Source organism: Blautia marasmi, from assembly GCF_900258535.1.
Taxonomy (GTDB): domain Bacteria; phylum Bacillota; class Clostridia; order Lachnospirales; family Lachnospiraceae; genus Blautia; species Blautia hominis.
On the sequence record NZ_OIWX01000001.1, the window covers coordinates 573,243 to 596,844 of the forward strand.

13 protein-coding genes are annotated in these 23,602 nt (G+C 44.3%); 2 read left to right on the forward strand and 11 right to left on the reverse strand.

Going from position 1 to position 23,602, the window contains the following annotated elements; translation table 11 throughout:
- Positions 1–7: 7 nt before the first annotated feature.
- From C6P39_RS02425 to C6P39_RS02465, 9 genes are all read right to left on the reverse strand, one after another.
- Positions 8–1,639, reverse strand: coding sequence for an extracellular solute-binding protein (locus C6P39_RS02425; RefSeq protein WP_104802680.1), 1,632 nt, complete (start codon positions 1,637–1,639; stop codon positions 8–10).
- A gap of 17 nt (positions 1,640–1,656) precedes the next feature.
- Positions 1,657–2,985 carry an alpha-L-fucosidase gene (locus C6P39_RS02430; protein WP_104802681.1) on the reverse strand — a complete coding sequence of 443 codons (1,329 nt, stop codon included), beginning with the start codon at positions 2,983–2,985 and terminating at the stop codon, positions 1,657–1,659.
- 35 nt (positions 2,986–3,020) lie between these two features.
- Positions 3,021–3,968 carry a glycyl-radical enzyme activating protein gene (locus C6P39_RS02435; RefSeq protein WP_104802682.1) on the reverse strand — a complete coding sequence of 316 codons (948 nt, stop codon included), beginning with the start codon at positions 3,966–3,968 and terminating at the stop codon, positions 3,021–3,023.
- A 12-nt stretch (positions 3,969–3,980) separates the two neighbouring features.
- Positions 3,981–6,245, reverse strand: a complete 2,265-nt coding sequence (locus tag C6P39_RS02440) for a pyruvate formate lyase family protein (protein ID WP_104802683.1) — start codon at positions 6,243–6,245, stop codon at positions 3,981–3,983.
- A 201-nt stretch (positions 6,246–6,446) separates the two neighbouring features.
- On the reverse strand, positions 6,447–7,907 hold the full coding sequence (locus tag C6P39_RS02445; RefSeq protein ID WP_158661436.1) for a response regulator transcription factor: 1,461 nt from the start codon (positions 7,905–7,907) through the stop codon (positions 6,447–6,449).
- On the reverse strand, positions 7,894–9,651 hold the full coding sequence (locus tag C6P39_RS02450; protein WP_104802685.1) for a sensor histidine kinase: 1,758 nt from the start codon (positions 9,649–9,651) through the stop codon (positions 7,894–7,896). The genes C6P39_RS02445 and C6P39_RS02450 overlap by 14 nt, the downstream gene beginning before the upstream one ends.
- Before the next feature lie 485 nt (positions 9,652–10,136).
- Entirely contained in the window at positions 10,137–12,341 is a 2,205-nt protein-coding gene (locus C6P39_RS02455) for a GGDEF domain-containing protein (protein WP_104802686.1), read from the reverse strand.
- A 64-nt stretch (positions 12,342–12,405) separates the two neighbouring features.
- Positions 12,406–15,027, reverse strand: coding sequence for a hybrid sensor histidine kinase/response regulator (locus tag C6P39_RS02460; protein ID WP_104802687.1), 2,622 nt, complete (start codon positions 15,025–15,027; stop codon positions 12,406–12,408).
- 12 nt (positions 15,028–15,039) lie between these two features.
- Positions 15,040–17,928, reverse strand: coding sequence for a PAS domain-containing hybrid sensor histidine kinase/response regulator (locus C6P39_RS02465; protein ID WP_104802688.1), 2,889 nt, complete (start codon positions 17,926–17,928; stop codon positions 15,040–15,042).
- 459 nt (positions 17,929–18,387) lie between these two features.
- On the opposite strand from C6P39_RS02465, the gene C6P39_RS02475 reads away from it, so the two are divergent.
- Positions 18,388–19,836 carry a GntR family transcriptional regulator gene (locus C6P39_RS02475; RefSeq protein WP_104802690.1) on the forward strand — a complete coding sequence of 483 codons (1,449 nt, stop codon included), beginning with the start codon at positions 18,388–18,390 and terminating at the stop codon, positions 19,834–19,836.
- A 138-nt stretch (positions 19,837–19,974) separates the two neighbouring features.
- Here C6P39_RS02475 and C6P39_RS02480 read toward each other — a convergent pair whose 3' ends face one another.
- Both C6P39_RS02480 and C6P39_RS02485 read right to left on the reverse strand, forming a co-directional pair.
- Positions 19,975–20,535: a YeeE/YedE family protein gene (locus C6P39_RS02480; RefSeq protein WP_104802691.1), complete on the reverse strand. Its 561-nt coding sequence runs from the start codon at positions 20,533–20,535 to the stop codon at positions 19,975–19,977.
- A 1-nt stretch (position 20,536) separates the two neighbouring features.
- Complete coding sequence (locus tag C6P39_RS02485) at positions 20,537–21,109, reverse strand: YeeE/YedE thiosulfate transporter family protein (protein ID WP_104802692.1); 573 nt, start codon at positions 21,107–21,109, stop codon at positions 20,537–20,539.
- A 357-nt stretch (positions 21,110–21,466) separates the two neighbouring features.
- On the opposite strand from C6P39_RS02485, the gene C6P39_RS02490 reads away from it, so the two are divergent.
- Positions 21,467–23,335, forward strand: coding sequence for a sensor domain-containing diguanylate cyclase (locus tag C6P39_RS02490; protein ID WP_104802693.1), 1,869 nt, complete (start codon positions 21,467–21,469; stop codon positions 23,333–23,335).
- Positions 23,336–23,602: the final 267 nt, after the last annotated feature.

The following is a 23,602-nucleotide window of genomic DNA, read 5'->3' on the forward strand; positions in this document are numbered from 1 at the left end:
TCCAATCTTATCGCTCTATTGCCGCCATAACCTCACTGGTCAATGTATCTCCCCCAAGTTTGAACCATTGTTCCACAAATTCATCAAAGTAATCTACACTTTTTTCTCCGGTTATGATCTTAAAGTACATCTCATCTTCCATCTTATCTAAAGACGGCAGAATGTTCGCTGATGACTCAGTAGTATAGTAATATGCCGCTGAAATAGGGTTGCACTCTTTATTCTGCAGAATATTGCTGGCCAAGACACGTGAATAATAACTCCACTGAAGCGCTTCACTTTTTTCCTCTCCCACTGCCCATTTCCGACAGTTCTCAATTTCTACTTTGTCATAATCTGTCAGACCTGTATATTCCTCATACTCACCGCTCTCCACATTCTGTTTACATGCTTTTCCAAGCTTCGGAACAATATCATAATAATCAGTGGTCCATAGACCCAAAGGCGTAACATATACCCCATTACCATTTGCGATGTCCTGGAGAATTTTATACCCCTCTTTATCCTTTCCCCTGCCCGCATCCAGACTGACACAAATTGCTTCAACCACTGCTTCATAATTCTCGCATTTCTGATTCACTACAAATACATGTGAAAAAGGTGATAATTCCACATAATTATATTTGCCATCGCTATCCAACGGACAATTTACCGGAATCCAATCCTGTTGTAAAACAGTAGCATCATTCGGGAATGACCACCATGGACCAAAAAATGCGCCCCCATTCCCCGAAGTAATTGTTCCCAGTGTCTCTCCAGTACCAATCCTGGTCGGGAATTGCTTGTCAATATATCCATTCGTATACCATTTCTGAAGAATTTCCAGAGCACCCTTCATATTCTCCCCGGTACTTCCATAATAAATATCACCTTTTTCATCTTCCATCCACTGCTGAGGAAAAGCATTCATGGCATAAAAGATAGGATCAAGACCGTATACCCCGCCTACATTTGTATCACCGACAGGTTTTGTAGCGTTAACTGTCAGACCAAAAGTGTCATCAGCGCCATTACCATCGGGATCATCCTCTGTAAATGCCCGGAGCACCTCCTCCAGCTCTTCCATAGTTTGCGGAGTCTCCAGCCCCAAATTAGACAGCCAGTCCGCCCGCAGCCACAAAATTTGCTGCTGATATCCCATATTTCCGCTGGATATCCCATACAGTTTGCCATCAATCGTAACTGCATCATTGTATCTGCCCCCGCTCGACTCATTATATTCCTTCAGTAATTCAGATGCTTTATTATTATATGCTTCAGTCACATCAGCCGCAATCCCATTGTCCACCAGCTGCCTGAATGTATCGTAATCGCTTACCTCGAAGAAATCCGGCAGATTCCCTGCTGCAATATTCAATGATAGTTTATTTGAATAGTCATCCTCCATGGCGCTCCATGCCAGTGTAAGATCCAGATTTTTTTCTTCTCTCAAATAGTCTATATAGTCATTTTCCTCTGGTGTCTGCCCACCTTTCACTCCGGAAGCTGCAGTGCCATTCATCATCTTTGCATATGTCAGCTTAACAGGGCCTTCTCCCTGGGAACTGCTATTATCCCCATTCTTGCTTCCTGCATCAGAGGAACAGCCTGAAAGTAATGTAACAGCTATAAGCGTCATTGTTATGATTTTCTTTTTCATATTAACCCCTCTCTTTTTTAATTTTCTGTTTTCACCTCAAAACCAACCATTTCATAACCAGTTGCATTTTCTTCTACCTGAATCAGTATTCCTTCTGTATCTTGTCTACATGTAAACTTCACCCGTTCATCAAGGGCTGTCACCATATTTTCCAAATTTATTCCTTTTATACGAATCTCTTTTGGAAGTGCACCCTTTAACTCTGCGAAAACGTACAGCCTGTCATCTTTCGCTGTATAAAAAATATCCATTCCGTTTTGCTGCTCATTCTCCCGTTCACTGCATCTGGTACCATAGATGCCTTCCCCATTATACTTCAGCCATCTGCCGATTGCCTGAAGCCGGCTTACCTGTTCCGCCGGAATCGTGCCATCCGCTTTTGGTCCAATATCTATGAGCAGATTTCCATTGTTGGATACTGTCTCTACCAACAGATGTACAAGTTCCGGGACTGTTATCATAGATTCTTCACGTTCTTCCGCATTATATCCAAAGGACATTCCCATTCCCCTGCAGAATTCCCATTTTTCCTTCTTGTTTCCTTCTCCGCTCAGATATTCTTTGGTTGTAAAATCATGGTACAATCCGTTAAATCTGTCATTCACTACACCGTCTTCCACAGTATTATAATAGTGTGCAAATAAGTTAGGCAGTGCATTTTCTCCTTGTTTCGGCCATCCCACATCATTCCAAAATACAGATGGCTTATAGGTGTCAATCAACTCCCTGCTCTGCAGATAAGCATAATCCGCGTATGCTGAAGTAGGGTTATAAAAGCATCCCTGCGTATCCCCATATATGGGAGTATCTTCATATGTCCAATCCAGAAGCCCTGAATAATAGGTTCCCATCTTAATCCCATGCTTTTCGACTGCCCGTGTCAATTCACCTGTAATATCACGCTTTGGTCCTCTCATAACTGAGTTATAATCTGTATATTTGCTTGGAAAAAGACAAAAGCCATCATGCTGTTTTGTTACAAGCACCACATATTTTATGCCCGCATCCTCAAAAAGCTGTCCCCATTCTTCCGGTTCCCATTTTTCTGCTTTCCACATATCCACGAAGTTCTCATATGGAAAATCTTCCCCATATGTGGCTTTATGATGTTCATAGGTTGGTCCTTTTCCTACATTCACAGAATTAAAATACCACTCTGCATACGAATTATTACAGAACCATCCCTCATCGCCTGCCACCTCACCAAATTCCAAATTCGTGGGGGCATATGCCGGTACTGAATATGGTCCCCAGCAAATCATAACACCAAATTTACAGTCTTCGTACCACTGCGGTACCTTATGTTCCTTCACAGATTCCCATGTCTGATAGTAATGTTTCTTCATATCCTGTCTCCTTTTTTCTAATTCTTCTATTATCCTTACTTTTTCTGTGCTGTCAGCCCTGAGACAACAACAAGTCCTTCTGCATATTTTTCAGCAATCGAAGCCAGATCCTCTACTGTGCTGCAGTCTAACAATGTACATTCCGCATACTTCCAGTATTGTCCCATTTTAATATACTTGTCTTTACATACATAGTTGAATGCACATAGTTCCCACCGCTCTATCACATCGATCAATTCTTTCCGGATATACTGCCCGATTTCCTCTATGTTTTCCTCCGCTGCAGTTGCCCCTGGTATGAGCGGAGTCCGTATCCACAGGCGGGAGTCCTTTTGTCTTCGGATCCTGTCCGCAATACTCTTCAAATTTTCCAATATAATTTTATTGCTTACCCCAGTATGCGCTTGATGCATTCCATCATTTATAAATTTTATATCGTACAGGAATGTATCCACAAACGGATAGACTTCATGGAGGACTTCCTGCCTTCCAAACCCAGAAGTATCCAAAGCCGTATTTATGCCTTCTTTCTTCAGCGTTCTTAAGAATTCCGGGAGAAATTCACTCTGTAACAATGGTTCTCCGCCAGATACGGTGACGCCTCCTGAAAAATCCTCGAAAAACATTCTGTCTTTGCAAGCCTCTTTTACAAGGGTGGAAACTTCCCAGGGGTTCCCCACTATCTGCATTGCCTTTGACGGACAGCCGGCTGCACAGGCAAAACACTTACGGCAGGCAGATTTGTCTGTCTTTATCCCGCTGTCATTTGCGGTCAGCGCCTTTACCGGACACGCTTTTATACATTCCATACAGCCGATACACTTTTTTGCATCCCACATCAGTTCCCTTCCGGGATAGATACTTTCCGGATTCTGGCACCATGTACAATGCAGGGGACACCCTTTTAAAAAAACAGTAGTCCGCATTCCAGGCCCATCATGTGTGGTTCCCCTATGTATGTCAAACACAAGTCCTTCGTTCATTGTGCCCTCCTGTCAAACACTTTCATAGTTAACCCGTTCCACGAACTCCTTTCTGAACTCATGGTCCATAACCACAAAATGTGCACTATATCCGGTCACCTTCACTACAATATCTGCATACTCCGGATTTTTTTCATCATCTACTGCTTTTTTTAACTTTTCCAGATCAACCACATTGAAATTGATCTGTATGCCGCCCTTCTTCATATATGCCTTTGAAAAATGCTCAATATAGGCGCCTCTATTTTCCTTTCCGTCAAAAAATTTCGGCTGCAGTTCTATCTGAAGAGAACCTCCCTGATATTCCCTGAACGGTACTTTCAGTAAGGAATTCGCTGTAGCAGTAATGCCTTCTTGATTCCTTCCATGCATGGGATTGCATCCATGGGCGATCGGTTCCTCAGCAAATCTTCCATCAGGCGTGGCTCCCAAAATCGGACCGGCATAAGTATGCCCCATGTATTGGAAGAGGGATGCCCGGAAATGGAAACCCTTGATATTTCTCTGCTCTTCCAGCGTATCATGGATATTCCGGGCTACCCTTACATACATTGCATCGACCCTATCCATGTCATTTCCGAATTTCTCCTGATTCAGCATGATCTGCCGCATCACTTCCCGGTCTTTCCAGTTCTCCCTGACCGCCTCATTCAGTTCCTTCATCGTATATCTTTTCTCTTCAAATATTACTCTTTTTATGGCATACATGGAATCCACCACGTTAGGCACACCAAGAACATTCACTGATGTAAATGCATTATGCGGTCCCCCGATAGATGTGACATCCAGCCCCTTCTGAATGGTATCTTTCATGCAGAGCGTCGTAACCATCTCCGGCCACACGCGGTCCTGCCATTTATAGACACGATTCTTGAACTCTGTAAATGCCTGTGCCGTTTTACCGACTTCCTGTGCATACAGATCCCAGAAATCTTCAAATGTCTCCGTATGCAGCTCTTCCGCCAGCTTCATTGCCCTCTGCATGGGGGCAATCAGAACAAAAGAATTTAAGTCATGGTCGCTGTATTCTGCACCTGCCGCGCAATACCATTGACAGCCGCTGTACGTTACATTGCAAGCATCCTCCTCACTGTACCCGCTGTACAGTTCGGAATCGCGCATGACATCATAGTTGACCAATGTAGGAACGCCGCAGCCATGTCTGGTCACAACATCGCATGCGTAGCTGTAATATTCCGGATCCATATCTTCATGCCACATCACCCCCAGATGATTATATCCTCCTAACATGTCATATGCCTCCAGCCCTATCCAGCTGACTTCGTTTGTTGCATCCCTGCCTTCTCTGTCCCTGCCGCCAAATGAAAAATAATTCCCTCCGTATTTCAGATACAGTTCTGCTAAGATATCCCTTGCCTTTTCCTTTGTTAATATCCCATCCTCTATGTCTTTTCTGTAGAAGCCGATCAGAAGCTGATCCAGCCTTCCATATCCGTTACCATGCCCATTGATCCGCTCCACGACCTGGAACAACTGGATCCACTGCACTGCCTGCTCAAAATTCTTAGGTGCACCTTTTGCAAGCTGCTCCATATTACCGGCAATCTGCAGGTACCGTGCTTGCTGCTCCTTGTCATTTTCCACCGCCGCAAGTTCTTCGGCACGTTTTGCATGACGCAAGGTAAAGCGTATGATGGCCTGTACCACAGTCTCCTGGGCCCTCAGATATTCATATCTCTTTTTGTTGCCATATTTTTCCCACTTTGCTTTGCTTTCCAATACCTCTTCCAGAAGTCCGCTCCAGCCTTTCTTTAACCCAATGCTTAAATCAGGACAGGTATGTGCAAGACTGGTGCCGCCTGCCCCCATCTGACGTAAATCAAATCCAAGTTCTACCACTTCATCAGGATACACAAATCTCCTAGCCTCATCCAATTGCCAATGAAATTCTCCGACGATTGTCTCATCCGGATAAATTTCTGCCGGACTGTGGTCCAGAAAAAAAGCGTAGTCCTCAGCCCAGTTTGTGGCTGAGTATTCAAATCCATTTACTCTGGAAGGCATCTCGTCCAGATAGGGAAATGGGGTACCCACATCGACACGACAATTATGGTCCCCTAAATTAATTCTCTCATCATCTGAAAGAGCCAGTTCCCCTGTTGCAGGTGAAAACCCCGCGCTATGCCCGGACCAGTGATAGACCAGGAACTCTGCATTATCCACATAGACATTTCTTTTTCCGCTTTTGGACAATTCTGTGCTTCTTTCCCAAAGTCTCTGTATCCGACTGTTTTTTTTGATATCAGAACTTACCATTTCTCAAGCGCTCTCCTTTGTTTCTGTTTTGTTTTATTTCTTTTAGTATAGGAGGAATGGCCTAATTTCTCAATGTACAAAACAGCTGTCTGATATGTAAAAATCCGTATAACGGTTTATGGCTGCCTGTAAAGTATACATAAAAACTGCAAACAAAAAAAGAAGGCATCGGCAATCCATATCCGTATACCCTCTCTTCCTTTATCGCTGGCTCTTATACTCATTCGGCGTCAGACCTGTATATTTCTTGAATACCTTACTGAAATATAACGGATTTTTGCCATAACCAACTTGCTCTGCTACGTCCTGCATCTTTTTTACTCCTACAATACGAATCAGGAACTTTGCTTTTTCTATTCTTTTCCTGTTTAGAAAATTATTGAAGTTCTCGCCTGTCTGGCTGCTGAAAGTCTTCCCCACATAATCTTCACTTAAGAACACAACCTCCTCTGCCATTCTCTTAAGGCTAATATCCGGATCGTCCAAATGCCCCTCAATATAGCTGATAATCGCATCTACATAAGGTACCCTGTCTGCCTCAGGAAACAGGATTCCTAAAGTATCCTCAACAGAATCCGGAAGACTCCTGCCATCTGAAATATCATCCTGCAGCATCAGCAATTTTTCCGGCTGAAGCTTTCCCTCGCAGATAACCTGAATATAGAATCCAAGGCAAATCTGTTGGACCGCCGGAATCTCATTTTTCACGGATATATCTTGTATCACGCTTTTAAATGCCTCACGGTCCTGCTTTTGATATGCCTTTTTCAGCGCATTAATCTGCTCGGTAACCTTCCTGCTGTTGGATTTATCGGCTTCACCTACATACTTCCATTCCCCTTCCTCAAAAAGGAATCCTCCTTCCACACCGCTACTCTCTTCTCTTACAACATTTAAGATTTCGTCCGGCATAACCCATTCGCATTTACTTAAAGACAGAAGGCGGTCTGCTTTCAGACTTAGCGCTCGTAATAACGCACTGCATTCTTCCATGTGATTTCCTTTTCCGCTGCTGACATAAAATCCGCCGATCACCTGATTCACTTTTAAAATAATAGAAGTAAAAGTAAAATCTGTACTGCTGTTTTCATAAAAAGAACGATAAATCTCACCTGCACTGGTATTGTCCAGCCTTCCTTCTATCCCAATCCAGAAAAGACGTTCACTTTCCTCCAGCAGTTCTTCCACTGCTTTGATATACTTTATAGCACCGCCACTTTCAATCAATGCCTGTATGCTCTGACGGAAAAGCATCTGCTTAACATTCTTTAATGCATATTTTTTCTCAACTTTCTGTATAGCCCTTCCAAGTGCCTCCTCTATGTCGTATTCGTCGCAAGGCTTGAGAAGGTAGATTTCTACCCCTTCCTTCATTGCTGCCTGCGCCAATGAGAATTCTGCATAGGCTGAAAGGATTATAAACTCCGGAACTTTGATAAAAGCGCGGGCACGTCTTATAACATCCAGTCCGCTGACAACCGGCATCTTCATATCAGTAACTACAATATCAGGTTCCAGCTCCTCGATACCTTTCAACCCTTCTTCCCCATTCTTGTACGCACCAATAACCTCTGCATTATATTCTTCCCAACGCACCAACTGCCGGATTCCTTCCAGTTCCATTACTTCGTCATCAATCAAAATCACTTTATAAGTGTCCATCTTCATGCTCCTTTACATTTTCTCTTGGCAGATAAAAAGTAGCCCGTGTCCCACTTCCGGTATTGCGTACCTCAAAATAATACTCTGATGGGAATAAAAGCTGCATCCTCTGCTGGATGTTCACAAGCCCTATTCCGATTCCATCAACACTCAGCCCCTTGGTATCTTCTTTTGTCCTCAAAACATCCTGCCGTATGCCCGGTCCATTATCCTCCACATGAAGGTAGAATGCCTCCGATTCTGTCACTGTATAAATCTTGATAACGCATGTCTCCATCATCATCTCCAGAGCATATTTTATTGCGTTTTCTACTACATTCTGTACTGCCAGTTTGGGGAGTTTTTCTCCATACAATTCTTCATTTATGTTATATTCTACCTGCAGCCGTTCCCGGTAACGGTAATTTTGGATTCTGACATAATGCCTGATAAAAACAAGTTCGTCGCCCAATGTAATCAGGGCGCTATTCTCCTCCAGATTAAATCTCATCATCTTGCCCAGGGAGTCTACTATCTCACCTAATTCTTTTTGATGGTTGATCTTGGCACTCCAACTAATTGTCTGCAGTGTGTTAAATAAAAAATGAGGATTCAGCTGCTGTTGCAGCGATTTTAACTGAGCTTCTTTTAGCAAAAGCTGTTTCACGTAATTTTCCTCTATCTGCCGCTGCAGTTCCAATAAAAGATGGTCAAAATTTTGATGTACATACCCAATCTCATCCTTCCGCTCCTGATATTGTGTTTCCGGCAGGAATTGTCCTTTGTTAAAATCTTTGATCTTTTCTGCCATCCGGTTAAAATGTGTCATCATTACCTTAAACATATGGAGACTCGCTGCGACAACCATCAGAACACCAACAACTATACAGATAATGAACGCTGCTTTCAGATTTCTGACAGATCCAGTCACCTGGTTGATATTCAGAAAAGTCTTATAGCTCCAACCCACGCCCGAATTCTCAAAGCTTGTTACAAAGTAGTCTATTCCTCTGTTTCGGACTTTTTGATAATCAGAATTATCAACCGACATCCGAGGGAAATCCGGCATACCGCTTGTATGATAAATCTCCCGATTCCCATTTAATATCTGTAGATACAACTGGTTTTCTGTAAGCAGCTCCCGCTCAAATTGTTTCTGTATTATGGCTTCCAAGTTGATTTCAATTTGTACTACTCCCAAGTCACTCTCTGACAGATTACCAATATATGGTATTTTTCTTATCAGAATCAGTGCTGCTTCTTGTCCCTTAAAAGGCATCCACATGACCGATGTATCTGTCTTGTGCATGATTTTCTTGTATCTCTTAGCTGTATCCTCATCCTTCGATGTAATGGCCCGGCCTTCATTAAATGTCTCTGCTTTGCCATAAACTATGACAGATGTAATGTATGGATTCTGCCCTTTATATGTCTTGATCAAATGAAATACTTCCCGCTTCTGCCGAATCATCTCGTAATCCAGTGAATCAGTAATTCCAGATGTCTCCCCCATCACCAATCTGTCCTGTACCTCACCGTTAAAAGCAAGAAACTGAGATATATCATTAATATCCATCAGTTCCTTCTCGATATTTTCCGTTATGATATTCAGATTATTCTTCTGTATCTGATAAATCTTTTCTTCGTACTCACCACTGACATATAATGTAAAAATAAACAGAATAATTACGGATAAAAGAGAAACCGATACCAACAAAAACAAAAGCTTACTTTTTATACTGATGCCTGATAACCATTTTTTCATAGGTCCTCCCTATCCGCTAAGTTCTTAATACACTCTGTGAAAACTTCATAACTTTAGAATATCACTGCTTATTATATATAGCAAGTGCCTCGGACAATCCACCTTCCCGGATATTGGATGGTTTCTCCAACCAATTTTCCTCAATTTATCTCTTAATCTTTCATTTTCTCTAACTATATCTTTTGTCCTTTTTCATAAAAAGTTAAAACTGTTCTATAAGCTGTTATAAGTATAAAAATAAAACGGCTCTGCCCCAATGGACAAAACCGTCTTGTTTTATGAAAAAAACCGGGCTTTTAGATTTTGGATTCTTTCCCAGCATCATGATTCACTCCATTATGTCTATAAAACAGAGTTGTTCTATCCAACTTTTTCAAATGCACCTTTTGAACAAAATTTCATGCATTTACCGCACCAAAACAGCTACTTTCATTATTTTATCAATATGAATCGTATTTCTCGTTTCCCACCCCAATATGACAATATCAGGATTTTTTGCCCTGCATCCGTTTATACTCCGTAATATCGAAACATGTTACAAGATAGGCATCCAAATCCCCCCATTTCATGGGTGCAGTCTTCGTCTTGCTCCAAACATCATATTTCGGGTTGTAGACTTCACTGACTTCACTGGACAGCGGGCAGAATTCACAGGGATTCTCCCTATCAAAAAACGCACCGTAGCAGGTCATTCCAATTTCAGCGTCAGGATCCAGAGTACGTGTCTTGTAATTGAGGTATAACAACTCGTAGGAACCCTTTTCCACAGCGTAGATATAGGCGTCCTGCGTGTCCAGTATCGTATTGAGCTGGATGGCCAGCTTCTGATCCCGGTCGGTGGCACGGTATTTCAACAAGAATATGGTAAGCAGCTGGGAAATCAATGTCAAAGTGGCGATTTCCGCTTTTGTCCACATCCGTATACCTGTACATTCATCGAAGCCGATAAACCCATGAAACGCATCCTCCTCCATGATTGCGCACTGAAGGGTAGAATAAACCCCCTGTGCTTCAAACATGGCCGTCTGTTCCGGTGTCAGGGAACGGATATCCCGGCAGTAAAAGACCGCGTCATTTTTGAAAAGATCCTTATATCCCGCTACGTCGCTGTATGGGAAATGCTGCAGTAACTCTTTCTGTGGAACAACACCCTCGTTGCACCATTCGTAGGTATTGTCACAGTATTCGCCATCGTCCGAGTTCTCGAAGACATATGCGCGGCTGACGTCGAATCGTTTACCCACAATTTCAAGAATCGCCTGAATCACGCGGTCGATATCCCGGTTGTCATAGAGTACCTGAAACACGTAGCTGAGTAACTCCCCGGATGCGCCTGCGGTCTGCAGGTCAGAATCGATGGAGGCGCCCAGCGCAGAATACCCTGTCTGCTCTACCGGCACAGCGTTATCCTTATCAAACAACATATACTGGTTTTTCCCAAGGCTCTTGGCCTGGTAGAGCGCCTGATCAGCACAGTAGTATAAGGATGGAAAGTCCTTTCCATCCTCCGGATAAAGGGCGATTCCCGCGCTGCAGGTAACCTCGATGGGCTGTTTTCCCTGTTCAAACAAATGCTGGAACAGGTCAAGCAGTTGCTGCGCCTTTTCCGCTGCTTTTTCCCTGGAAGTAATACTTTTTAAAAGAATCGTGAATTCATCCCCGCCGATTCGGCCGACCACATCGGACTGTCGTGTTAACTTTTTCATTCCTGCCGCAAGCTCTGTCAGAACCGCATCACCAAAGAGATGACCCTGGGTATTATTGACAGCCTTGAAGTTATCCGTGTCGATCAGCAGCAGAGCGCACAGTTCATTTGGATTACTTTCCAGATGCCGGCGGATCCGGCTCTCCGTTTCTCCCCGATTAAAAAGACCTGTCAGGGCATCCCGTTCCGCCCGGCGGCGCAGATCTTCCATCATCCGCTTCTCTGCATCAATGTCCGTGATCACGCCAATAGCTTTGAGTGGATCGCCTTCATCATCATACTGGTCCGTAGCCCGGATTCGGCACCAGATGTACTTCCCCTCGGCATTTTTGACGCGGAAATCAGCGGTTGAATAGGCCGTTCCACACCTGGCAGCTTCCATGAGCGCTAAGATCACTGGTATATCATCCTGATAGATGTTGGCGCTGAGAGGGATTCCGGCTGATACATTCTCGGTGATAGCTTCAAAACCAAACTTTTTGATCCATTTACCGGAATAACTCAAGGTGTCCGCCAAAATATTCCATTCAAAAATAATATCCGCAGTCTGTTCCATGAGGATTTGATGCCGCTCCAGGGACAAGCGCAGTTCCTCCCGGGCGTTCCTTGACTCAGTAACATCGATCAGGATGCAAATCATCCGTTCCTCTCCGTTTTCATCCCGGATCATCTGGGCATTATCCGCAACCCACTTATAGCTTCCGTCACCGCAAAGAACCCGGTAGTTTAAGATTGCTTTGCTTTTAACCTTAAGTTTTTCCGATGTTTCGACCAGAATATTCTTCCGGTCCGCCGGGTGAATCATCTCAATAAAGCGGTTCTGAAACCGATCCTCCAGTTCCTGCCTGGAAAATCCAAAGAGTTCCAGAAAACTTTGATTAACCTCTATGATCGTAAAGAACTCGTCATTTACGCACTGTTGTACACCACTGGGAATATTATCCATCAGTATCTGATATTTATGACTATGTAATGTATTGTCCATACCGCCCCACCTTCCTTTTTGTTCCGCGAAACTGCGGCTGCCTAAAAAATTTGTGGATTCTAATTTACTTTTTTATTTTTTCTCCCGCCTTTTCTATCACTTCATCAAGCACCTCACAGAGCTGCCTGATGTCCATCGGCTTACTGACATGAGCGTTCATCCCAGCCGCTAAAGCAGCTGAGATATCGTCAGAAAAAGCGTTGGCGGTAACGGCGATGATAGGGATCCGTATCGCTTGCGGATGTGAGGAAGCCCGGATGCGCTGTGCCGCCTCATATCCATTCATAACCGGCATCTGCACATCCATGAGTATCGCATCAAACTCTCCAGGCTTTGAGGACAGGAATACTTCCAGCGCCTCCTGGCCGTTAGCAGCGTGTTGTACCTTGGCCCCCTTGTCCTGCAGCAGCACTTCGGCGATCTCCCGGTTGATGACGTTGTCTTCCACCAACAATAGATATTTTCCCTCCAATGGCTTTTCTACAACACCAGGCATGATAGTACCTTCCACCGCATCCCGGATCGCATGATATACTGAGGAACGGTATAAAGGTTTTGGCAAAAAACCGTTGACGCCGGCTTTGCGGGCCTCGTCCTCAATTTCCGAAACGTCATAAGCAGAGATCATCACAATGGGAACATCTGCTCCGATTTCCCGCCGAATCAGACGAGCCAGCTCCACGCCATCCATATCCGGCATCTTCCAATCAAGCAGACAGATATCAAAATCGCCGCCCTGGCGGCGCACTTCTTTCAGGCGCTCGATCGCTTCAGTTCCAGACATTCTATATTCGGCGTATATTTTTATTTTCTCCATCAAAGAAACGGTCTGCTCACACACCTGTAAGTCATCGTCCACGATCATCGCGGACAGATTCTGATTTTCAAAATCAGGTTCATCAAATTTATCTTCCCCCCGCAGGAATGGAATATCCACAAGAAACGAAGAACCTTTGCCCTGCTCACTATCCACATGGATACTGCCGTTCATCAACGATACCAGATTTTGGGTAATGGACATACCAAGTCCCGTCCCTCCAAACCGGCCCGCAATGGTAGCATCGGCCTGCTCAAATGGCTGGAAAATCCGTTCAGCGGCATCCGGCGTCATGCCGATCCCTGTATCCGATAGAACAAAACGGATCATATCCACTTTGTTTTTGGTACCGATCCGGGTGACCGATAAATGAATTTTTCCACCCGGCGGGGTAAACTTCACCGCATTGGAACTTAAGTTAAGCAAAATCTGGCTTAACCGAAGCTCGTCTCCGACAAATACTGTGTGTTCACCAAAGCCTTCCATGATCTCCGTGAACTCAATCTCTTTGGCTTTCGCCTGCGCAAACACAGTAGATACAAAGGCATTGACCACTTGAAAGATATCAAAGGGTTCATTTTGGATGACCATTTTATTGCTGTCGATCTTGCTCATGTCCAGCACGTCATTAATGATCAACAGCAGCTGCTTGGAGGATAGGACAGCCGTTGTGATACAGTTCCCCACCCGTACAGGGTCCGTGACGTGTGCTGCCGCAATCGTCATCATGCCGATGATAGCGTTAAGTGGCGTACGAATCTCATGTGACATACGGGATAGGAAATCACTTTTTGCCATATTAGCCTGCTGAGCACTCAGCATGGCATCCTGCAGTGCCTGATGAGACTGGATTTCATCGGTCCTGTCTGAAAAGACCGAGATGAACTGAGAATGAGCCGAGGCCTGTATCTTATAAATCCGGATCAGCATCCAGCGCTTTTCCCCATCCGGCCGCGTATATTCCACAGTTTTCTCAAAGGGGGAAACAAATGCAGGGTTGGCAATGGCCTGGTTGAAAATTTCGGCATCTTCTTTTTTTAGTCCTTGATAAGAATCCCCTGTGTCAGGATTCGCTCCCAGTACCCGTTCCATATTCAGGGCGCAATATTGTATCTCGCCGGTTTCTGCGTCCCGAATCAAAAAGGTGTCGTCGATGCTCAGTGAAAGATCATCAAAAAGCCTGTTGCGGTAAACAAGCTCCCTGCGCTGTCTGCGCAGCACAGACTGGGAAACCAGCAGAGTACCAACCATCAGCACCATCAAAATGATAGAACTGACGAGCGTGATCTTCCGCAGGGATTCCGATGTTTCTCCATATCCCACCTTTTTCTCCTGTGCGACTGTTGTGATACGCTCCGCTTCCTTTAATGCTTTTGAATATAAGGGATCCAGATGTTTCTGCTCATATACTTCGATCTCCTCTCCCGTTACCATTTCATTGGCAACATACTCCAGGAAGTTTTTTTGCTTTATTTCTAAAGACATCAAAGTATCCCGAAGTGCCCGGATATCCCTTCTGTCTCCCAGATACAACTCTTCGATCTTATCCAGCGGCTCTTGGATCGATGCTTGTAACTTTTCTAATTCCGCAGTAGTAATCTCAACATCCTCCGCATTGTGGTGGCGCTGCAGACGTCCGGTACGAAGATTCATTTCTGAGATATATTGTGTTGTATCTCCGACGGCGATCACCACCTCAAAGGGATGGTCTGAAATGATATCGGTCTGCTTCGCCAGCATAGCAGAGCTTTCGATGGTCATAATGAGGTAAATGAGCATTAACAGGATAAGCACAACGGTACTGAGGGTACTCAGATGCTGCCCTTTTTGAAGCTGGTCCATTGTTTTTTTATTCTCTACTTTTTTCATAGCTGTCCTCTTTCAGATATCATTCAGTACCTTGCCAAGTGTATCGCGCAGCACTTCTACATCGATGGGCTTCGCCACATGGGCATTCATCCCGGCATTCAGAGACGCCTGCACATCTTCTGAAAAAGCATTGGCGGTCATAGCTACGATCGGGATGGTTCCCGCATCCGGACGGTTTAGTTTCCGTATGGCGCGTGTCGCTTCATAGCCCGTCATATTCGGCATTTGGATATCCATCAGGATCGCATCATACGTTCCCTGTGCCGTACTTTCAAATTCCCGAACCGCCTGGACGCCGTCGGTGGTCACCACCGAATCAGCACCGTCCATTTCCAGCAGGGTACTAAGCAATTCTGAATTGATCGGATGATCCTCGGCGATCAGAAAGGTACGGCCCGTGAAAGGTCTTTCAGATCGGCAGCCTGAATTTCCCACTTTGGCTTTTTTACATGCCCTTTCCGCATTCACAGCTGCTTCAAATTCCAGCTCTACTTGAAACACGGTTCCTTTGCCCGGATGGCTGTCCACTGTAATCTCTCCATTCATCTGCTCCACCAGTCCCTTGGTGATGCTAAGCCCCAGCCCGGTCCCTTCGATGCGCATGGCTGTAGCTGCACGGACAAACGGCTCGAAAATGTGTTTCAGCAAGTCTTCCGGCATCCCGATCCCCGTATCCCGAATGGTAAACCGGTAGCGGATATGCTTTTCCTCTTCTAGCGGAACGATTCCTTCAATCAGGAAATCTACCCGGCCGCCCTCCGGTGTAAATTTAACTGCATTGGAAAGCAGGTTGATCAGAATCTGGTTGATCCGCAGGGAATCGCCCTGGAAGTATTCCCCGCAGCTATCCTTTTTCTTAACAAAAAACTGTAGGCCAGCGCTTTTCGCCTGCGGCTCGATGATGGCGCAGACCGCCTGCACAAGATCAGAAATCGAAAGTTCCCGCAGGTTCATAACAACTTTGGATCGCTCGATCCGGCTCATGTCCAGCACATCATTGACAAGGCTCAGCAGATGCCTGTTCGCAAGATCAATTTTATGCAGGCAGTTATCCACACGTTCCCGGTCATCCGGAAAAGCCAGAGCCAGCGTCGTCATCCCCATAATGGCATTCATGGGTGTCCGGATATCGTGTGACATCGAAGATAAAAAGTCGCTCTTGGCCCGGTCTGCCTCCCTGGCAAAAGCCAGTGCATTTTCCAGCGCCCGGACAGAATCCGTGATATCCGTGCATACCAGGCAGACCCGTCCGATCCTTAGGTCAATAGGGAAAAACGTCATATTCTTGGTGCGGATATCACCTTCCTCATCTATAACAGAGTATGTGGCAATATAAGAACTTTCCTCCTGCAGCCGCCGGCAGATCTCTTCCGGATCCAGCGCCTTTGAGTATAGTTCCCTATCCTTTGGAACAACGATGGCTTCTGCCATATACGCTACCCGCTTGGAATAGCAGCCGATGGAATCCGGAACCAGATGTGCATTACTCCTGCTGCTCAAAATCCGGAAATTATCTTCGATTAAGTTCACATCAGCGATATAGTCATGGATCACAGAAGACATCTGATTTAAAATTCGGTCGGACATAGTCTGATCCGTGATATCCGTTACTGTAAGGATTCCTGTGACATCGCCGGTATCCGGCGTTTCCACCAGACTCATTTTGATCTGTACATAGCACCCGTTTTTCTGCCCGGGAAACTTAAGGAAGCATTTTTGTATCTGCTCTTTGTTTTTTTGTTTAAAGGCAGCCAGCATCGGCGCATTAAGAAAAGAATCCAAAAACGCCTGTTTTTCCTCTTCGTCTACAATAGAGCTTGCCATACCGATAAAGAATTGTTCCTGATTCCTGCCCAGTCTTTCCAAAAGATCCGATCCTGTAAAATCCTTGATCTCAATAATCATGTTTTTTGTAACGTTGCAGTGCCCCAGGATCAATTCATCCGGATTCGGCGCGTGGTAATGCTGCAGTAACAAGTCTTCATACTGCTGATGGAGACGCTCACTTTCTTCCACCGTACTACTGATATCTGTATAAATACAGTACATCCGACGTATTCCATTTGAGGCTTCCTGAATGGAGACACTGTCTCTGACCCAAATATAACTGCCATCCCCCCGTAAGAACCGGGCTTTAAACTCACAATGCTCACGGCCGCTATCTAAAAATTCCAGCATTTTGGTTTGATTACATTCAACATCATCCGGGTGGATTCCCGCAAAGACATTTTCTGAATACAGCCTGTCAGCTTCCTTTACCGTCATCTTCGTCAGAGCGGCAAAACCATCCGAGATATACTCCGGCGTCATACTGCCATCCGCTTCAATCCGGATGACCGATATCCCTCCGGGCAGATTTTGAATGAGGGTCTGGCAGTACAACTCCAGTCTCTCCTTTTCCTGTCGGGCTTTCACTTCCTCTGTTACATCACGTATGTACTGAACATAAGCCGGGATACCGTTCAGCCGGTAAACGCACAGGCCGCAGGGAAGATTTCCGAATGACGTTTGCAGCTCCTCCTCGATTTTCCTATGTTGTTCTCCTTCCTGCTTTTTATCGGTAATGTCCATGATGTATTCGATATAAGCAGACTCCCCCGCCCAGTCGATGAGCTTGCCACTAAGCTGATAGACACGGCTGCTGTGTGGAAAGCTGAATTCCCGGACTGCAAACTCGTCCCCGCTCATTTGTCCACCCTGGCCAAAAGGGCATTCACCCTCTAAGCCTGCAATACAATGGCAGTCCACATCTGACCGGCCCGACAGCGCAAATATCTCCCTTGCCCGATGGTTGGCATACAGCAGGCCATGGTCATTCACCCGGCTGACAAACACAGCTACCGGTGCGTTATCGAGGATTGCCTTCACCTGGTCCGGGGATAAAACAACCTGTTCAGACATTCTAATTCGCCCCCTTTAGCATATTACTGAATACAGCCGCTTTTTGGTATTCGGCTTGCACCTCCCGGTATAGGATCTGATATTCGTCCCGCTCTTCTTGGGTTCGCAGAGGTTCCACAATCGCACAGATTGCATCATATAACGGAGCTAACCCCAAATTTCCCTCAAAGCGCTCCATTGTTATGGAATAGTCCATACCATACGCTTCTAAACACGATTTGAATCCCTGCATATTCAAACGCCTACCTTTCTATCCGGCTTACAAGTTTCTTCCTAAATTTATTGATCAAGCAACCTTGCTCACATAGTAATAATTTGAGTATAGCAAAGCCTGACAGGGAATGCAACTATTCTCCGGATTATGGAGGAAAATATAGAATTTTATCTTTAGAAATGTTATACTATTTTGGTGCATCAGTTTACCAAAATTGCTTTAGAAATGCTGGGAGGAACTAAAATTTGGAACCAAACATCGAATTACAGCAGGTAATATATAGCATACTGAAAATACAAATACAATTTGGCGTCTACCAGCATGGAGACCGCCTGCCCACCATAAAAGAAGCATGCCGGATTTTTCAGGTATCCACCCGGTCAATCCGCGCAGCCTATCAAAATCTGCAAAAAGAAGGCTTTATCACAATCTCCCAAAAAGTCGGTGTGAAGGTAAAGGTGCAGTACAGCACGACGGAGAACGAACGGTATGTGCAGTCCTTTTTCTCTTGCCGCAAAGACGCGCTGATTGACCTGAGCCGTTCCATGCAGCCGCTATTTAGTAAAGCGCAATGGCTGGGGTTTCAGAATGCTTCACCGGAATTGTTGGATAATATGGAGCAGTTTATCCAGATTAAGGGCATCCACCCGTCTAACAGAATGATCCAGCATCTTCAGCAGGTGTATGGCTCTCTGCATAATGACATGCTCATGCGCCTGGTCTGGCAAGTACTTATGTTTTACCAGGCGCCATTTATGAGCATTAAAGAAACCGCCGAAATAACGCATCCAAAAGAGAATCCGCTGCTTCGGATGATTGGCCTTTGCCGTGAAAAAAACTGGATGCAGCTTCAAGAGGATGTGGAGACATTTCAGGCGCAGATGGCGACCGTACTCGATGGTTTCTACGAAACAAGAGCCTGCCTGCCTCCAGCTGAACAGCAGATTGATTTTTACTGGAGCGGCTATCGAAAGACCTCACAAAAGTGTTATTCTCTCGTCATAGAACTGCTCACAGATGTAGTACGGGGCACCTATCCGGTTGGTGCGTTTCTGCCATCAGCGGAAAAATTAGCGAAAGAAAAGAATGTTTCTGTCAGTACCATTCGCCGCACGCTCTCTATGCTTAACTGTATCGGTGCGATGAAATCCATCAACGGAATCGGCACGCAGGTTTTGCCCCCGGAACAGATCGCACAATGCTGTGACTTCACACAGCCCTTCATTCGCAGCCGTCTGCTGGATTATGTGCAAAGCCTGCAGACTTTGACTCTTTCCTGTAAAGAAGTCGCACAGATCACGATTGCCTCCATCAATCGGACCACTGCTGAACTGTTTAAAAAACGCCTCTGCGCGCTGCGGTACCTGCAGCATTATGAGCTGACCGGATATGGAGTCTTGGATCTGCTCTCCTATTTTGCACCATACAAGACCATTCGGACAGTATATACTGAATTATTCCAGCAGCTTTTGTGGGGATATCCACTGAAGAGTATTCATAAAAAGCAGGACGTTATGGAAACCTTCTACCTTCCTTGCCTAAACTATCTTCTGGATTGTCTGGGACGTTGTGACGCTGCCGGTTTCGCCGCCAAACTGGAAGAATTTATGTTATATGAACTGGATAATGTGGCGGAACTGTTAAATGAAGTGGGGTTCAAAGAGAGCGAAACACCTTTTCTTTCCAAACGATAACATATGCGGACCATAAGGATTGATGTATCAATGCTTTTTTAACATGAACCTGCGTGGCTGACTAAATATAATCAGCCACACAGGTTCATGACTTCAAATTGATCCAACAATAGCGCGATCCAAACTATTCTATTGATATCAGTCACCTTCCATATTTACAGGCAGAAAGAATGCTATTCCAATAAATATGATCCCCACAATCAATAATCCAACATATCCTAAAGAAAATACGGATGGGTACTGATCTGAGATCTGGAATAATGTCATCTTACCCCAGTCCATGATGCTGAACAAGCCCAAGTTTTTCCAAAATCCATAACTCATAGAAAACACCCATGCCCCCAGTAATCCTCCCAGTACCGCACTTAATGCTTTCCGAAATCCCCCACCGGCAGTTGCCGCCACACATGTGCCCGGACAGGTTCCTACTGTTCCAAAACCAATGCCAAATAGCAGGCCACCAATGATCACACCAAAATTTGCGCCTTTAACGCTCAGGTGTGCCGGATTGAAAAAGCCAAGCATACTGAATACAGAAAGCAATACGCTTGCAGATCCGATTCCGAAAACGATAATTTTCATAATCGTCAGGTCCTGAAGGCGCAGCATGGCGATCAATTTCTTTGGTGACGATGCACCGACCCAGTAAAGGACGAAGCCAAAAAGAAGTCCCAGAATAATTGCCAATACAATTTCCATCTTATTTTCCCCCTTTCGCTGCACGGCCGGTAAGCATGGCCACGGGAATGGCTACTGCAAAAGCCGCAGCCGCAAAAATATAACCGCTGACACTGCCCTGCATCATACCGCTCATCATATGCCCGCTGGTGCACCCATCTGCCATCCGGGCACCGTACAGAATAATGAAGCCTCCCAGAAAGGAAGGCAGGTAACGTCTCCAAAAACTCTGGAGGGAATCCGGTACATCGGGGTTTTGCCCTACATCGCTCATCTGCAGGCGTTTCCGTTTATCATTCGCAGCATAGGCTAAATAAGCGCCGACTGGAATCGCCAGTACAAAAACAAAATCGTAGTTCCACGGATGCTGAATCGACTTTGCAAGTTTTCCTTCACTTTTGTCGTAGTAGGCGTTAGTACTCTCATACCCGGTATCACGCTCATCATTTTCAGTAATGACTGTCTCATCCAACGCGCTGTGGAAGATGCCGGACAGTACGGAAAACTGTGTGGAAACACCAATCGGTTTGACCAGTAAAACAGCTAAGAAAAATACCCCTCCCAGGGCAAGGCCTTTTTTGATCCATAATTTCATAAAATGTATCTCCTTATGCGTAGTATTCTATAACAGAAAGGGCGCCACCGCTTAGTTGGCGCCCTTTTATTTGACTTCTCAGCTACAAATACCCTTCTTTGAAAACCTTATCTACATCTATATTCTCCCAAAAACAGCTTATATATTCATACCGGCCAAAAGCATATGTTCATTCATGATAAACCGGCATATTTTATCAAAACCTACGTTCTGTTTCACTTCAAAACAACTGATTCTAAAAATTATAGCCAGCTGTTTTTCATCAACTTTAATATGATAAATATTTAAGCTTATCAGCAATTGTATAAATGTTTGGATTCAATTATAATATAATTAGTCGAAAGGAGCCACGATATATTGGAATCGTATAGTAAAAAAAATGCAGCAAAATTAGGTGCTCGTATCGCTTTTGTATTTTTAATTGCAGTTTGTGTTTTAGCCTTCACAGCTTATGTGATATTATCCAATAACTTTCAGAATCTATTCATGGATTATACGATCCAGCTTGTACAATCCATGGCAAAGCAGGGCGTTGCAGCTGTAGAAACTGAACTAAAAAGCAGCTTAGAAGAAACAAAGGAATTGTCCAGCTCCTTTATTGTTTCCGATGATAAAAATCAGATGGATTTCCCAATCGGCATTTCACATTCTGATATACTGCGCATGGTTTACGTTTCAGAAACCGGCTCCGTTTCCTCAGACGGCAGACAGCGCGATATAAAAAGTCGTCAGGACATTACAGAAGCTCTTTCTGGTAAGACATCCATCTATGGTCCATATTTTAACGAAGAAAACGAGTATGTCATTTGTTATTCTTCCCCTATTTTCCAGGATGACAAAGTGATTGGAGCATTCAGTGTAGAAAAAGACGGATATTTATTTTGTGAACTGATTAAAAATATCCGATTTGTTGATACAGGTGAATCTTATATTATTAATGAAGAGGGAACTGATATCGCTGTCAGTGATCCTGAACATATTAGCTGGGTAAATGATGGTTACAATGCCCAGCAACTTTTATTGGAAAAAGAAGACCCTTCGGTTCGTTCCGTTATGGAGCTGGAGCAAAAGGGTCTGAATGGCGAATCTGGGGTCGGTACCTACTATTGGGAAGGCGGTTTATGTTATGTGGTTTATATTCCCATTCCATCCGTACATTGGGTGCTGCTGGCTGGCTTGCGTGAAGAAGAGCTTGCTGCCATGTTGAAATCCACCCTGCTTTCCTCCATTGTCAAGGGTCCTGCGCTTAGCATATCTGTTGCAGTGTTTCTTGTGTTATCTATGCTTATCCTCTTTTGGATCATTTCCAGTACAAAAAAGAGTGCTGAGATTAACCAAAAATTAAATTTTATTGCAAATTACGATTCACTTACAAATTGTAACAACCGAAACTGTTATCTCTCTGTATTGAATTCTTTCTCTAATAGCGATTATGATTCCTTGGCCTGTATCTATATAGATGCAAATGGGTTACATGAAATAAACAATCTTTTAGGGCATCAAGCCGGTGATGCTATGCTAAAAGCAGTTGCGGATGAACTTTTTCATGTATTTCCTCAAAATGAAGTCTATCGTATTGGCGGTGATGAATTCGTAGTATTCTGTATGGATCAGAACGAACAGGAAATCTTTAATAAAATGAAGATCGTCAAAAAAAATTTAAAGGATCAAGGTTATGAGATCTCTGTCGGAATCGAATGGCAAGATGAAGGTATTGACATCAAAACAATTGTAGGTACTGCAGAAAAAAACATGCAGAGCGAGAAGCAACGTTATTATAAAGAGAACGGAAAAGAGCGCCAGATGCGTACACTAAATCAGGAAGTAGAGCAGATGGTCCTTGAAAAGCAAGATGCGGATACATTTCTATCCGTATTGGCACCTGATTTTAAAGGTGTTTATTTCGTTAATTTGGATAATGACACCATTCGTCATCTGTTTATCCCATCTTATTTTGAAGAAATGCTGAAGGAAACAAATGACCAGTTTAGTAAGGCTCTGTTTCTATATGCAAATCGTATTGTAATGCCCGAATACCGAAATCAGTTTATAAATTTCTGCAGGTATGAAAATTTAAAGATACAATTGAATAGAAATACCACCCCAGAGTTCATCTATCAAAAAATCGACGGGACTTATATAACCCTTCGCATATTAAAATTCAAAACTTATACAGAGCAAAATAGAGAAACATTATGGATTTTCGGAGTTAATGACAATCTATAGGACTTTAGCTCACCTCCGTTTCACAGTAATCCTATTCATAAAAGGCAAAAAGGGCTGCCGCTGCACGATCATTTAATCGTTAAAGCGGCAGTCCATCAACACTCAGCCCTTTAGAATCTTCTTTCGTCCTCAGAATCCCCTCCGTATGACTGAACCGTTATCTACCTTTTTATAATAAGATAAAACTGTTTTATAATAAGATAAAACTGTTCTATAAGCTGTTATAAGTATAAAAATAAAACGGCTCTGCCTCAATAGACAAAACCG